General features: G+C 59.7%; 14 protein-coding genes. All 14 read left to right on the top strand.

What is annotated here, in order from left to right; genetic code table 11:
* Nucleotides 1-74 precede the first annotated feature (74 nt).
* The 14 genes from IEY47_RS01500 to IEY47_RS01435 all read left to right on the top strand — a co-directional run bounded on the left by IEY47_RS01500 (nt 75) and on the right by IEY47_RS01435 (nt 14,667).
* Nucleotides 75-743 (top strand): methylamine utilization protein, encoded by a 669-nt coding sequence (locus IEY47_RS01500; RefSeq protein ID WP_188981366.1) that lies wholly within the window; start codon nt 75-77, stop codon nt 741-743.
* Entirely contained in the window at nt 727-3,069 is a 2,343-nt protein-coding gene (locus IEY47_RS01495; RefSeq protein WP_188981365.1) for a putative bifunctional diguanylate cyclase/phosphodiesterase, read from the top strand. Before IEY47_RS01500 ends, IEY47_RS01495 begins: the two co-directional genes overlap by 17 nt.
* A complete protein-coding gene (locus IEY47_RS01490; protein WP_229779128.1) occupies nt 3,066-3,920 on the top strand; it encodes a DUF3034 family protein in 855 nt (284 codons plus the stop codon). The genes IEY47_RS01495 and IEY47_RS01490 overlap by 4 nt, the downstream gene beginning before the upstream one ends.
* 2 nt (nt 3,921-3,922) lie before the next feature.
* Nucleotides 3,923-4,342 carry a group I truncated hemoglobin gene (locus IEY47_RS01485; RefSeq protein WP_188981364.1) on the top strand — a complete coding sequence of 140 codons (420 nt, stop codon included), beginning with the start codon at nt 3,923-3,925 and terminating at the stop codon, nt 4,340-4,342.
* Between the two features lie 280 nt (nt 4,343-4,622).
* On the top strand, nt 4,623-6,113 hold the full coding sequence (gene putP, locus IEY47_RS01480) for a sodium/proline symporter PutP (protein WP_188981363.1): 1,491 nt from the start codon (nt 4,623-4,625) through the stop codon (nt 6,111-6,113).
* A gap of 355 nt (nt 6,114-6,468) precedes the next feature.
* Entirely contained in the window at nt 6,469-6,888 is a 420-nt protein-coding gene (gene flgB, locus IEY47_RS01475; RefSeq protein ID WP_188981362.1) for a flagellar basal body rod protein FlgB, read from the top strand.
* Between the two features lie 2 nt (nt 6,889-6,890).
* Entirely contained in the window at nt 6,891-7,334 is a 444-nt protein-coding gene (gene flgC / locus IEY47_RS01470) for a flagellar basal body rod protein FlgC (RefSeq protein WP_188981361.1), read from the top strand.
* Between the two features lie 15 nt (nt 7,335-7,349).
* Nucleotides 7,350-8,051 (top strand): flagellar hook assembly protein FlgD, encoded by a 702-nt coding sequence (locus IEY47_RS01465; protein ID WP_188981360.1) that lies wholly within the window; start codon nt 7,350-7,352, stop codon nt 8,049-8,051.
* A gap of 31 nt (nt 8,052-8,082) precedes the next feature.
* Nucleotides 8,083-9,408, top strand: a complete 1,326-nt coding sequence (gene flgE / locus IEY47_RS01460; RefSeq protein WP_188981359.1) for a flagellar hook protein FlgE — start codon at nt 8,083-8,085, stop codon at nt 9,406-9,408.
* Nucleotides 9,409-9,830: 422 nt separating this feature from the next.
* Complete coding sequence (gene flgF, locus IEY47_RS01455; protein ID WP_188981358.1) at nt 9,831-10,574, top strand: flagellar basal-body rod protein FlgF; 744 nt, start codon at nt 9,831-9,833, stop codon at nt 10,572-10,574.
* 48 nt (nt 10,575-10,622) lie between these two features.
* A complete protein-coding gene (gene flgG / locus IEY47_RS01450) occupies nt 10,623-11,408 on the top strand; it encodes a flagellar basal-body rod protein FlgG (protein WP_188981357.1) in 786 nt (261 codons plus the stop codon).
* A gap of 18 nt (nt 11,409-11,426) precedes the next feature.
* A complete protein-coding gene (gene flgH, locus IEY47_RS01445; RefSeq protein ID WP_188981356.1) occupies nt 11,427-12,122 on the top strand; it encodes a flagellar basal body L-ring protein FlgH in 696 nt (231 codons plus the stop codon).
* Nucleotides 12,123-12,220: 98 nt separating this feature from the next.
* Nucleotides 12,221-13,312: a flagellar basal body P-ring protein FlgI gene (locus IEY47_RS01440; protein ID WP_188981773.1), complete on the top strand. Its 1,092-nt coding sequence runs from the start codon at nt 12,221-12,223 to the stop codon at nt 13,310-13,312.
* 32 nt (nt 13,313-13,344) lie between these two features.
* Entirely contained in the window at nt 13,345-14,667 is a 1,323-nt protein-coding gene (locus tag IEY47_RS01435) for a glucosaminidase domain-containing protein (RefSeq protein ID WP_188981355.1), read from the top strand.

The following is a 14,667-nucleotide window of genomic DNA, read 5'->3' as shown; positions in this document are numbered from 1 at the left end:
TGGTGAGCTACCGATAACCCTATGAAGTCCGTTTGCCCGTCTGGCACGGATCTGATTTCTTGCCGAGTGCGCCGATGTCGAAACTTCGAATGCTGTTATTGCTTGCGATTAGCGGGCTGAGCGTTGCCTCGACGGCGCACGCGGCCGAGTGGGTGGCGCTCGTGTATGGGGCCGATGGCAAACCGCTGAAGGACGCGGTGGTCAGTCTCGATGGCGCTCTATCCGGCGCGTCGCCCGCTCCGGCAATCATGGATCAGATTCACATGCAGTTCGAACCGAGAGTGTTGGCGGTCCGAACCGGCAGTCAGGTGACCTTCCCGAACAGTGATGACATTCGTCACCAGGTGTATTCCTTCTCCCCCGCGAAACGCTTCGAGTTGCGCCTGTACCATGGAACGCCGTCGGACCCGGTGATCTTCGATAAGCCCGGGCTGGTGGTCCTCGGCTGCAATATCCACGACAACATGGTGGGTTACATCTATGTCACCGATGCGCCTCGTGTGGGGGTGAGCGATGCACAGGGCCGTGTTGCATTCGACCTACCGGCCGGTACCTATTCCGTGACGCTATGGCATCCGGATATCCCTGGTGCGCAGCCGGTTGTTTCAGGGCAGGCGGTCGTTGGTGATACCGACGTTGAAACGCGCTTCGACCTCGACGTCCAGCCAGTCGTGGCGCCTGCCGCGCCGGCCAACGGCTTCGAGGCCCTGTTCAGGAACACGCTTCGTGACGCCAAGCCGTAGCTTCCGGGCGCGCATCACTTGGGTGCTGCTGACGCTGCTTGGCCTGACCGTTGGGCTGGTGTATGTCGCGACTCAGGTTGCTACGGGCGATGCGGTCAAACGCCAGGCAGAAGAACAGCTGCAGGTCGGGGCAAAGGTCTTCTTGCGTCAACTGGACGTGCGCAATAGGCAGCTCAGCGATGCGCTTCAGGTACTGGCCTCTGACTTCGGCTTCAAGGATGCGATGTCGAGCGGTGACGTGCCGACCATTCGTTCAGCGTTGGCGAACTACGGCGCCCGTGTTGAGGCGAACGGGGTTCTGTTGCTCGGGCTCGACGGTCGGGTCGTCGCTGCAGTTGGCGACGCATTCAAAGAGGGGGAGCCTTTTCCCTATCTGGATCTTCTTGTAGCAAAAGAAGGCCAGGCGGAAGAGCCGGCGGTGATCCCCGCGCACGACGGCCCGAGCTTACTCGTCGGTGCGCTCGTGCGTGTGCCATTACCGATTGGCTACGTCGTCATGGGGTTTCCCCTCGATGATCGGCTCATCCAGGAGTTTCGCGCACTCACGCATTTGGATGTCAGCGTCGTGGCGTTGGAAGATGGCAAAGTCACCGGCTCGTCCACGACACTGGATGCGGATCAGTTCCAGGCGTGGCTGGATACGACGCACGTCGACTCGATCAGCGAAGAGTCGGAATTGCGAGGCGAGCATTTCATCGAGTCCCGACTGGTGCTGGCCGATCGCGGAAAGCGCCAGGTAATCGTCAGCCTGCAGCGCTCGGTCGACGCGGCGATGGCCAGCTTTCATGCCCTCAAGACGCGCATTTTGTGGATCGCCATCGTTGCGTTCGCGGGGTCGTTATTCATTGCGCTTTTATTGGGGCGTAGTGTCTCGAGGCCGTTAAGCCAGCTGGCGGATGCAGCGGAACGTATTGGTGAGGGCGATTATCAGGCGCCTATCGATATCGAGCGACGGGACGAATTGGGAACGCTAGCACGCTCGCTACAGCACATGCAGCGAGGCATCGCCGAACGGGAGCGACAGCTGGCGCACACCGCCCTGCATGATCCGTTGACCGGCTTGCCCAACCGCGCCTTGATTCAAGAGCGCTTGGCGAACGCGATCGCCGCAGTCCGGCCAACCGCATTGCTCTACCTGGGCGTCGCCAATTTCCGCGCGTTGCGGGAGCGATTCGTACCGGCCGAAAGCGATGAGCTACTGCGTCAGCTCGGGAGCCGAGTCGGGCAATTTTCACAGCGTGGCAATCGCCCAGCACGCGTGCTGGGCGACGAATTCCTGCTGTTGCTCGATCAGTGCGACCAAGAGCGGGCGGTCGCGCTCGCGGTCGAGCTATTGCAATCGCTCAAACCGCCCATCTTCGTCGGCAGCCATGAAGCCTTTCTGGAATGCCGGGTTGGTATCGCGATTTATCCCGCAGATGGTAGCGGTGTCGATGAGTTGATCAACCGCGCCGCGATTGCTATGCACGATGCGACGAATCAGCCCGGACGACTGATGCTGTACGAGCAGGGGCGCGACGCCTCGCACCTGCGCCAGGTCGCCCTGATTCGTGACCTGCGCCACGCCGCCGAACGCTGTGAGCTGCTGCTGCACTATCAGCCCAAAGTCAGTCTGGATGGCACGCCGGTCGCGGGGCGCGCCGAAGCCTTGCTGCGCTGGCAGCACCCGCAATTCGGGATGGTGTCTCCGGGTGAATTCATCCCATTGGCCGAGCGAACGGGCAACATCAGTCGTTTGACGCATTGGGTTATCGAAGAGGTGATGCGCCAGGTGGCGGAGTGGGCAGGGCGCGGCCTGCACGTCGAGGTGTCCCTGAACATCTCCAGTGACGACCTGCTCGATGTGCATTTGCCGTCACGCGTAGAAGCGCTGCTTACGCGGTATGGCGTCCCCCCGACGCAGCTTCAGTTCGAGATCACCGAAAGCAGCTTCCTGCGCGACCCCGAGCTGGGGCTTTCTATCCTGCACGCCTTGCGGGGCTTGGGCATCACGTTTTCAGTGGACGATTTCGGTACGGGTTACTCGTCGCTGACTCAGCTGCGGCGCATGCCTGTGCAGGAATTGAAGATCGACCAATCCTTCATCCGGGAGCTGGACGAATCCAGCGGCGATGCCGTCATCGTCAAATCCACCATCGATATGAGCCATAGCCTGGGTCTGAGCGTCGTCGCCGAGGGCGTCGAGTACGCGCGCAGCCTCAAACTACTACAGCGCTGGGGCTGCGATGTCGTCCAGGGCTATCTCATCAGCCGCCCGCTGCCAGCAGCCGACTTCGAAGCGTGGCTCGTGCGTAGCCCTCAAATTCTTGTGGAAGCGTTTTCATGACCCGAATGTGGATAGGCGCGCTGTGCGCTTTACTGCCCTTTGTCGCGATGGCGGGCGAAGGTCGCCTACTCGCAACCTCGGGGGCGACCAGTCTGGAAGGCGCGGCGGGAGGTGGCATCATGCCTTGGGCGGTGCTTTCCGGGTACGGCGAGCGGGGTGAGTGGGGCGCGGATGCCTTTGCGACTCGCGTCGAGACAGGCGATTACCGCTTGGATGCCGTAGGCGTCGCGGCGGCCTACGGCAATCGCGTCGAATTCTCCTACGCCCGGCAACGTTTCGATTTGGGAACGCTTGCCCGCGATCTCTCGTTGCCGGAGAAGACGTTGAGCCAGGACATCCTTGGTGTGAAGGTGCGTTTGTTCGGCGATCTGGTCTACGACCGCTTGCCGCAGGTATCGCTGGGCGTGCTGCACAAGCGTCAGCGGGATTTCCAAATTCCTGCGCTGGTGGGCGCGGCGCGGCGTGAAGACACCGAGGGGTATCTTGCGGCTAGCCGACTGTTTTTGGGGGGTGCCTTCGGCTACAACCTATTAGTCAACGGCAACCTTCGCTACAGCCGCGCGAACGAGTTGGGTCTTTTGGGCTTCGGCGGTGATCGGCGCGACAAACACTCGGTTTTGAAGGAAGGTTCCGTGGCCATTCTGTTCGATCCGCATTGGGCGCTGGGTGTGGAGTACCGTGAGAAACCCGACAACCTCAGTTTTGCGGGCGAGAGTGACTGGTCAGACGTATTCGTGGGGTACTTCCCCAACAAGCGGATCGCCTTCGTACTGGCGTACGCGCGGCTGGGGGAGATTGCGACGCTCGATGAGCAGAACGGCGCCTATCTCTCGGTGCAGGGGAGCTTCTGATCATGCGTGCGTTCTTGATTGCAGCAATGTTGATGCTGGCGGCGTGTGCGCAGCAGCCGCCCAGAGACGACGCCTTGTATCGTGACTTGGGTGGCCGCGAAGGCATCGCGCAAATCGTCGAGGGCATGCTGCTCAACGTCGCCGGGGATCGGCGTATCAGTGCGCACTTCCAGAAGGTCGACATCGTCAGGCTGCGGGTAATGCTCATCGACTATTTCAGCCAGGAAACCGGCGGACCACAGGACTACACTGGGGATACGCTGGAAGAGAGCCATAAGGGCATGGACCTGTCCCCGACCGACTTCAACGCCTTGGTAGAAAATCTTCAGGCCGCCATGTCGGTTCAGGGCGTTCCCGTCCGCACGCAAAACCAGCTCCTTGCGAGGCTTGCCCCCAAACGTCATGAGGTCATCGATAAGTAAGAGGGGCAACCCTTCGTCGGCGGGCGCAGAACGCAGGTGCAACTCGGGATAACCTGCGCCGACCGTGGGGTTGCACTTTTGTTCGCGCGAGTGGAGTTTTCGAAAATAACTCCAGAGATTCTGACAAGAAAGCGACAGCGGACTGCCACTACAGTCCAGCGCGGTATTCCGATGTGACGGGTCGGCTGAATCGATTCCGTCATCCCGCAGGCGTTTCGCCTGTCTACGCGCCGGGTGGTTGCCACCCTAGGCTCATAACAACAAGGGAAGGGTATTCTCCATGAACTGGAGCAATCCAACGCTGATCACCTTCGTGGTCTACATTGCGGCGATGCTGTTGATCGGTTTTGCTGCCTACCGCGCCACCAAGAACTTCGATGACTACATCCTCGGGGGGCGAAGTCTTGGTAGCTTCGTCACCGCGCTATCGGCGGGCGCCTCGGATATGAGCGGCTGGCTGCTGATGGGCCTCCCAGGTGCCATCTTCGTTGCCGGTCTCTCCGAAAGCTGGATCGCCATCGGCCTGATCGCCGGGGCCTGGCTCAACTGGCTGTTCGTTGCGGGGCGTCTGCGGGTGCACACCGAGCACAACAACAATGCGTTGACCTTGCCCGACTACTTCACGCATCGCTTCGAAGACACCAGCCGTATGCTGCGTATTTTCTCGGCGCTGGTCATTCTCGTGTTTTTCACTATCTACTGCGCCTCGGGCGTCGTTGCGGGCGCGCGGTTGTTCGAGAGCACCTTCGGCATGTCTTACGACACGGCGCTGTGGGTCGGTGCCCTGGCGACCATCGTGTACGTATTCATCGGCGGCTTCTTGGCTGTGAGCTGGACCGACACCGTGCAGGCGACGATGATGATCTTCGCTTTGTTGCTCACGCCCGTGTTCGTGATCCTCGCGATTGGCGACTATGACGCCGCGATGACCACCATCCAGGCAAACGTGCCGGCCGCCTTCGACATGTTCAACGGCCTGACCTTCGTCGCGATCATTTCGCTGTTGGCCTGGGGCCTAGGCTATTTTGGCCAGCCGCACATCCTTGTCCGCTTTATGGCCGCAGACTCGGTCAAGTCGATCCCGGCCGCGCGTCGCATCGGCATGGCTTGGATGATCCTGTGTCTTGGCGGATCGGTTGCCGCCGGCTTCTTCGGCATCGCCTACTTTGCCGATAACCCTGCCGTTGCCGGCCCGGTTCGCGAGAACGGCGAACGGGTCTTCCTCGAATTGACTCGCCTGCTGTTCAACCCATGGGTCGCGGGCGTGATCCTGTCCGGGGTGCTCGCAGCGGTCATGAGTACCCTGAGCTGTCAGCTGCTGGTCTGCTCCAGTGCGCTCACCGAAGACTTCTACAAGGCCTTCCTGCGCAAAGGCGCTTCCCAGAAGGAGCTCGTTTGGGTCGGTCGTGGCATGGTCTTGCTCATCGCCATTATCGCGATCGCCATCGCTTCCAACCCGGAAAGCAAAGTGTTGGGCCTGGTTTCCTACGCCTGGGCGGGCTTTGGTGCTGCCTTCGGCCCGGTGGTGCTGTTCTCGTTGCTGTGGAAGGACATGACACGTAATGGCGCGCTGGCCGGGATGGTCGTTGGCGCGGTCACCGTGATCGTGTGGAAGAACTTCATCGGGTTGGGCCTGTACGAAATCATTCCAGGTTTCATCCTCGGCAGCATTGCCATCGTGCTCTTCAGCAAGATCGGCGCCTCGGCGACCGCTTCGATGAAGCAGCGTTTCGATGCCGCAGAGAAGGAATACCAGGACGCACACCTCTGATCGCCTGACGGTTGATCATCAACGGCTCGCTTCGAAAGAAGCGGGCCGTTTTTGTTTGCGTAGTAAATGTAGGGCGGGTGAAACCCGCAGGCGATTGGACAGATCTGCACCAAAAGCCGCGGGTTTTACCCGCCCTACGAGTGCGAGATCCTGGCCTGCCTGGGCGATTTCGGCAGCGGCAAGCATTTCCCGCGCAAAGGGTAATCCCTTGCCGCTTTACCCTCATCAGGCGGAAATCCCTTGCCGTCAATTTCCCGTATTTGGCCTAACCCCTTGGCCTGAAACGCTATTTCCCTTTGGCACGCTCATTGCTCTGATCCAGGTGTACATCCTGTTCAGTCAAAGGTCTGACGCCATGAGTATCAGCTTCGATAGCGCACTCGGCATCCACGAAAAAGCTCTGAATTTCCGCGCTCAGCGCGCCGAGGTGCTGGGTAATAACCTGGCCAACGCGGACACGCCTGGCTACAAGGCGCGTGATCTGGATTTCAGCGCTGTGCTTGCCCAGGAAGCAGACAAGTCCTCCGGTAAGTCAGGCCACTTTGCGCTGAACACCACGAGCAGCAAGCACATTGCGTTGGAAGGCGCGGAAATGAACATCGCAGATCCCGCACTCCGTTTTCGGGTCGCCACCAACCCATCGCTCGACCAGAACACGGTCGATTCGCAAGTGGAGCAGGCGAGCTACGCGGAAAACTCCATGCAGTTTCAGGCCAGCTTCACGCTGCTCAATAGCAAGTTCAAAGGCCTCATCTCGGCCCTTCGAGGAGAATAACCATGTCTCTCAGTAGCCTGTTCAACATCGCCGGCACCGGGATGAGCGCTCAGAACACTCGCCTCAATACCGTTGCTTCCAACATCGCTAACGCCGAATCGGTTTCATCCAGCGTCGATCAGACCTACCGCGCGCGCCATGCCGTCTTCCAGACCGTGATGCAGAACGCGCAGGCAGGTGGCGGCCAGAGTTTGTTCCAGGACCAGGGCCAAGCGGGTGTGGGTGTGCAGGTCAGCGGCATCGTCGAGGATCAGAGCGAGCTGCAAGCGCGCTACGAACCGAACCACCCGATGGCCAACGAAGAGGGCTACGTCTACTACCCGAACGTCAACGTCGTCGAGGAAATGGCGGACATGATCTCCGCAAGCCGGTCCTTCCAGACCAACGCCGAGATCATGAACACCGCCAAGCAGATGATGCAGAAAGTACTGACGCTGGGTCAGTGAGGATAGAGCGCCGCCATGAGTATCGATACGAGCAACACGACGACGTCCTCCGTCCTTGATCAGTACGCGATCAAGAGTCAGGGCTCGGATGTCACCAAAACGCAGGATTTGGGCAAGGACCAGTTCCTCAAACTGCTGGTTGCGCAGATGAATAACCAGAACCCGCTCGAGCCGCAGGGCAACGGCGAGTTCATCGCGCAGCTGGCGCAATTCAGTACGGTCGAGGGGATCACCAACCTCAACACTTCGGTGAACTCGATCATGACCGGCGCGCAATCGGCGCAGGCATTGCAAGCTTCGTCGCTGGTAGGGCGCACGGTGATTCTCGATACGAACACGGCGATGGTGGATACGAGCAAGACCGCTACCGAGCCGTTCAAGGGCGGGATCAACCTGACACAGTCCAGCGATAACGTCTGGGTCAATGTGTACAACACGTCCGGGCAGCAGGTAAGTCGCGTCAACCTTGGTCAGCAATCGTCTGGCCTGATTTCCTTCACGTGGGACGGCACCGATGCCAATGGTGGAGCGCTTCCGCCAGGCGCGTACAAGTTCGAAGCGCAAGCGAACGTGGGCGGGGAGAGCGTGGCATTTGCGACGAGCCTTCCGGCCAATGTGGAAAGTGTGACGTTGGGTCAAAACGGTGGCGAGATGATGCTCAACCTTACGGGTAAGGGCAGCATCGCGCTTTCAAAAGTTCAGGTAGTCGGTCAGTAACCGCCGGCTGTCACCGGCACAGGAGAGCATCATGTCTTTCAATATCGGTCTCAGCGGCATTCGGGCTGCGTCTCAAGACCTCAACATCACCGGTAACAACATCGCGAACGCGAGCACCGTGGGCTTCAAACAGTCCCGCGCCGAGTTCCAGGATTTGTACGCGTCGTCCATGCTTGGCTCCGGCCGCAATCAGACCGGCAGCGGTGTACTGCTCGGTAACGTCGGCCAGCTGTTCAACCAGGGCACGATCGATACCACCGGCAACGCGCTGGACATGGGTGTAAACGGTAACGGCTTCTTCGTGACCAGCAACAACGGCGCGATCCAGTACACCCGTGCCGGTTACTTCGGTACCGACAAGGATGGCTTCATCGTCGATAACAACGGCTATAAGTTGCAGGGTTATCCGACCAGTGCTACGGGTCAGTTGCAAGACGGTGTGCGCGGTGACCTGCGTCTGGAAACGACGAACCAGGCGCCTAAGGCCACCACGACGGTTGCTCAGACGCTGAACCTAAATTCCACCAATACTGTTCCGGTCAATACGCCCTTCAACGCGGATGATCCGACGACCTATAACTCTTCGACGTCGGTAAACATTTACGATGCCGAGGGCAACTCGCATGTGATGAGCCAGTATTTCGTCAAGGATGGTGCGAACAGCTGGTCCATGAAGGTTTTGGTAGATGGGCGTAACCCATTGGATGGCCGAAGCACCAATGCTGACGGCGCTACGCCTCTCAGCGTTGACCTGGATTTCACCGACAAGGGACTGCTCATTCCAAACCAGGCAGACAACGCAGCAAGTGGCCTGGTGTCCAACGGGGACGGCACCTTTGCATTGAAAGGCTGGACTCCGGTGCAGTCGGACGGCAAGACGCCGGCAACGTACGTTGCCAACGGCGCTGCCGCAACGGCTTCGATCGGCGTGGATCTGCGCGGCACCACCCAATACAACAGCGCGTTCGCGGTGAACAGCGTCAATCAGGATGGTTACACCACGGGCATGTTGTCCGGATTGGAGATCAGCGACACTGGTCAAATCTTCGCCCGTTATACCAACGGTCAATCCAAGGTACAGGGGCAGGTAGTGCTCGCGAACTTTGCGAACGTCCAGGGTTTGACGCCGATCGGCAAGACCTCTTGGGTCGAGTCTGCGGATTCAGGTCAGCCGGTGATCGGTACACCGCGTTCGGGCACCTTGGGAGCGCTGCAAGCAGGCTCGCTGGAAGCCTCGAACGTGGATATTTCCACCGAGCTGGTCGACCTGATCGTTGCGCAGCGTAACTACCAGGCAAACGCCAAAACGATCGAAACCGAGAACGCGGTAACCCAAACGATCATCAACCTGCGTTAATCGTAGGGCGGGTGTAACCCGCGGTGTTTGATCTTCCGGCGGTATACGCGGGTTTCACCCGCCCTACGTTTGACGTGGGGCGGATATCAACCCGCGGTGGTTTCGTTTCAATGCTATTTGTAGGAGCTCACGGGCTGTGATCAGCTTGTGGGCAATCCAGTACGACTGGAGATGCGGCGCCGCGTCACCAAACCCGATCGTCCACAAGTGGGCTCCTACAGAAGAGCGTTGTGTTCACCGGAACAACTCATCCCTCGAAGCGGCAGAAAACTGCCGCTTCATTCCCTCCTCAAAGCCTCTCACGAGGCTTTCTTTTTAAATTCAGTACGTTACGCACTGAATTCCTGCTGGCACGCCCCTTGCTAAATAACCTTTGAAACGATGCTACGGCGGCAAGAGTCCGTCACTTCGAGGTTATTTCCATGGACAAGATGCTTTTCGTTGCCATGTCTGGCGCGAGTCAAAACCAGAAGGCGCTGGCGGCACACGCCAACAACCTGGCCAACGTCTCCACCACCGGCTTTCGCCGTGACTTCGAGCAAGCGCGGTCCATGCAGGTCTTCGGTGACACGAACCCGTCCCGTGTTTACTCAATGAGTGAGCGTCCAGCGACGGACTTCACGCCCGGCGCGCTGCAGCAGACCGGTCGTGATCTCGATGTGGCTATCGAAGGTCAAGGCTGGATGGCGGTGCAAGACCCGAACGGCCAGGAAGCTTATGTCCGTACGGGCAGCCTACAAGTCGATGCCCTCGGCATGCTGCGTACCGCCAACGGCGCGCCTGTGCTCGGCAACGGTGGTCCCATCGCGATCCCGCCGGCGAGCAAGATCGAGATCGGCCAGGACGGCACCATCAGCATTCGTGCGGAAGGGCAGAGCGCTGCCGTACTCGCGCAGGTTGATCGCATTCGCCTGGTGAACCCAGACGAAAAACAGATGGAGAAGGGCCCCGACGGCCTGATCCACATGAAAGCCGGCTCACCAGCCCCCGCTGAAGACGCCAATGTCCGTGTCATTTCAGGTTTCACCGAATCGAGCAACGTCAATGCGGCCGCCGAGATGACCTCGATGCTTGCGCTGTCCCGGCAGTTCGAGCTCCAGGTAAAGATGATGAAAACGGCAGAAGAAGGCTCGGCCGCGATGGCCAAGGTTTTGCAATTCAGCTGATCGAGTAGATGAAGCGTCACGAATCCGACGCTCGAGGAGAATTCCATCATGATGCAGGCACTGTGGGTTGCGAAGACCGGTCTCTCGGCTCAAGACACCAACCTGACCACCATTTCCAACAACCTGGCGAACGTCTCGACCACGGGCTTCAAGCGCGATCGTGCTGAATTCCAGGACCTCTTGTACCAGGTACATCGCCAGCCCGGCGCGCAGAGCACGCAGGACAGCCAGTTGCCCTCGGGTCTGCAGCTCGGTACCGGTGTGCGCATCGTCGGCACCCAGAAGCAATTCACCGAAGGCAGCCTGCAAACCACCGAGCAGCCGCTGGACATGGCGATCAATGGTGACGGCTTCTTCCAGGTCGTGATGCCTGACGGCAGCCTGTCCTACACCCGTGACGGTACTTTTCACTTGAACTCCGACGGCCAGGTGGTGACCGCCAACGGTTTCCCGCTGGAGCCGGCAATCGTGGTCCCCGCCGAGACGCGCACGTTCACCGTGGGCGAAGACGGTACCGTTTCGGTCGTGACTGCTGGTAATTCTCAGCCGCAGATCATCGGCAACATTCAAACGGCCAACTTCATCAACCCGGCCGGCTTGCAGGCAGTCGGGCAGAACCTGTTCGCCGAGACCGGTGCCAGCGGTGCGCCGAACACCGGAACGCCAGGCCTCAATGGCCTCGGTACCGTGCTGCAGAACACCCTGGAGAACTCGAACGTCAGCACCGTTGAAGAGCTGGTGAACATGATCACCACCCAGCGTGCGTACGAGATGAACTCCAAAGTGATTTCCACCGCCGACCAGATGCTCGGCTTCTTGAACCAGAACGTTTAACCCGCGAGGTAACGCTCGATGAACCGCCTTTTCGCTCTCGTACCCGCGCTCTCCGCGGTGATGCTCGCAGGATGCATGGCTCCGGCTCCCAAGCCGAACGACCCGTACTACGCACCTGTCCTGCCGCGCACGCCATTGCCGGCTGCGCAGGCGAACGGCGCGATCTTCCAGTCGGGCTTCGATCAGAACCTTTACACCGATCGCAAGGCGTATCGCGTCGGCGACATCATTACCGTCACGCTTCAAGAGCGGACGCAGGCCAGCAAGAACGCCAGCTCCGATCTCTCGAAAACCAGCAACGCGAATCTGGGCCTGAGCTCGCTGTTTGGCGGTCGCGTCAGCGGTGTCAACCCGCTGACGGATAACAGCATGGATTTGAGCGCTGAGTTCGGCGGCTCACGCAGCAACAACGGCGCGTCGAAAGCCGCTCAGGGCAACAGCTTGACGGGCTCGTTGACCGTGACCGTTGCTGATGTACTGCCCAATGGCGTGTTGGCGGTGCGCGGCGAGAAGTGGCTGACCCTCAACACCGGCAATGAACTGATGCGTATCACTGGCCTGGTTCGTGCAGATGACATCGCAACCGACAATACCGTGGCGTCTACGCGTGTCGCCGATGCTCGCATCACCTACTCGGGCACCGGGGCGTTCGCCGATACCAGCCAACCTGGTTGGTTGAGCCAGTTCTTCACCAGTCCGCTGTTTCCTTTCTGAGGTTGCCTGACATGCGTGCGCAAACCGTTAACTGCCGCCAGCAATTCGCGACCAGCCGTCGCGGCTATCGTGGGCGGCGGCTATCCACTGATTGGCTGATGTTGATCATGCTGCTGGTGCTCGCGGTACTGAGCCCTTCGCTGCATGCCGAGCGTTTGAAAGACATCGCCAGCATTCAGGGCGTGCGCTCCAACCAACTGATCGGCTATGGCTTGGTGGTGGGTCTGTCCGGTAGCGGTGATCAGACCACGCAGACGCCGTTCACCGTACAGACCTTCAACAACATGATGGCGCAGTTCGGTATTCGTGTTCCGCAGGGCACCAACATCCAGTTGAAGAACGTCGCGGCAGTAGCGATCCATGCCGATCTGCCAGCCTTCGCTAAGCCAGGCCAGACCATCGATGTGACGATCTCGTCTATTGGTAACGCCAAGAGCCTGCGGGGCGGTAGCCTGCTGATGACCCCGTTGAAGGGGATTGACGGCAACATCTATGCAGTCGCGCAAGGCAACCTCGTCGTTGGTGGTTTTGACGCGGAAGGCCGCGACGGTTCAAAGATCACCGTCAATGTTCCGTCGGCGGGTCGTATTCCCGGTGGTGCGACGGTGGAGCGCCCGGTACCGAGCGGCTTCGATCAAGGCAATACCCTAACGCTCAACCTGAACCGTTCCGACTTCACCACCGCCAAGCACATAGTCGACAAGATCAACGAGCTGCTCGGCCCAGGCGTCGCTTCGGCCGTGGACGGTGGGTCGGTTCGCGTGACCGCGCCGCTCGATCCAAGCCAGCGCGTCGACTACATCTCGATCCTGGAAAACCTTGAAGTAGAGGCCGGGCAGGCCGTCGCGAAAGTCATCATCAACTCGCGTACCGGCACCATCGTGATCGGCCAGAACGTCAAAGTTTCGCCGGCCGCTGTGACCCACGGCAGCCTGACGGTCAGCATCAGCGAAGACCCGATTGTCAGCCAACCCAACGCATTGGCCGGCGGAGACACGGTTGTCGTGCCGAATTCGAAGGTCAAGGCCGAACAAGAGATGAAACCGATGTTCAAGTTTGGACCTGGCACGACTCTTGATGAGATTGTTCGAGCCGTCAATCAAGTGGGCGCAGCGCCCGGCGATCTGATGGCGATTCTCGAGGCCCTTAAGCAGGCCGGAGCATTACAAGCTGACCTGATCGTCATCTAAGAGCAGGTTCAAGAAATTAAGGAGAGACCGGCATGGACTCACGTCTGGGCGGTTCTTACAGCGCAACCGATAGCGGCACCTTTACCGATCTGAACCGCCTTGCCCAAATGAAGGGGAAGGACAAGGACAGCCCGGAAAACGTGAAGAAGGTCGCCCAGGAATTCGAGTCGCTGTTCCTGAACCAGATGATGAAGTCCATGCGCGAAGCCAACCAGGCCCTCGCGGACGAAGACAGCCCGTTCTCCAGCGGTACCGTCAAGCAATACCAAGACATGTACGACCAGCAGATGTCCGTTTCGCTCTCGCGCGAGAACGGCGGCATCGGCCTGGCCGACGTGCTCGAGCGGCAGATGAGCAAGACTGCGAACGGCATCGGGCGCAAGAATCCATTCGCTCAGGTCGCTGAGACCGCTGCGGCGACTGCGCCGGCTTCCAGCGTTGCTAACACCGCCAAGGCCGAGGTTGCTACCAAGACCGAAGTCGCGAGCGTCAACGCACAAAGCTTGCGTACCTCAGCGCGCCCGGCGCCAGTGGATAGCGGTCGCGATGATTCGCTGCGCATGAATCAACGCCGCCTGGCGCTGCCAGGCAACATTGCCGAGCGAATCGCTGCGCGCATCGTGCCCGAGGCCGGCGAGAACGTATTGGAAAATCGTTCGATTGCCGAGCAGATTCGCACTCAATGGAGCAAACAGGCCGAAACCAATCCGCTGGCCGAATCCGATGCGGGTCGCTATCAAGTTGCGGCACCGCAACGCATTTTTCTGACCGATACCGCGGCAAACGACACCGTTGCGAAGAAAGCGGCTGACGCAGAAGCGGTTGCGGTGACATCCAGCAAGATGCGCTTCAGCAGTCGTGATGAATTCGTGCAAACCATGCTGCCGATGGCCGAAGCCGCCGCCAAGCGTATCGGCGTCGACCCGCGTTACCTCGTGGCCCAGGCCGCGTTGGAAACCGGCTGGGGCAAGCACATGGTCAAGACCTCGGACGGTTCGAGCGCCAATAATTTATTCGGCATCAAATCCCATGGTTGGGGTGGCAACAACGCCGTTGCGAATACCCAAGAGTACGTCAACGGCAGGGCGGTGACCGAGAAAGCCAGCTTCCGTGCCTACGATTCGTATCAGGAAAGCTTCCACGACTACGTAAGCTTTTTGCAGAGCAACGGTCGTTACTCCAATGCCCTGAAAACCAACGGCAACTCCGAACAATTCACCCGTGAATTGCAAAAGGCCGGTTACGCCACCGACCCCCAGTACGCGCGCAAGATCAACCAGATCGCGCGGAACATGGATACCTATCAATCGATCCAGATGCTGGCGCAGGCCGGCACTGGCACGCAGCGACTCTGA

Source organism: Pseudomonas matsuisoli (genome assembly GCF_014647635.1).
GTDB lineage: Bacteria > Pseudomonadota > Gammaproteobacteria > Pseudomonadales > Pseudomonadaceae > Pseudomonas_P > Pseudomonas_P matsuisoli.
Note: the sequence above shows the minus strand (reverse complement) of the source record. Positions and strands in the feature narration are given on the sequence as shown.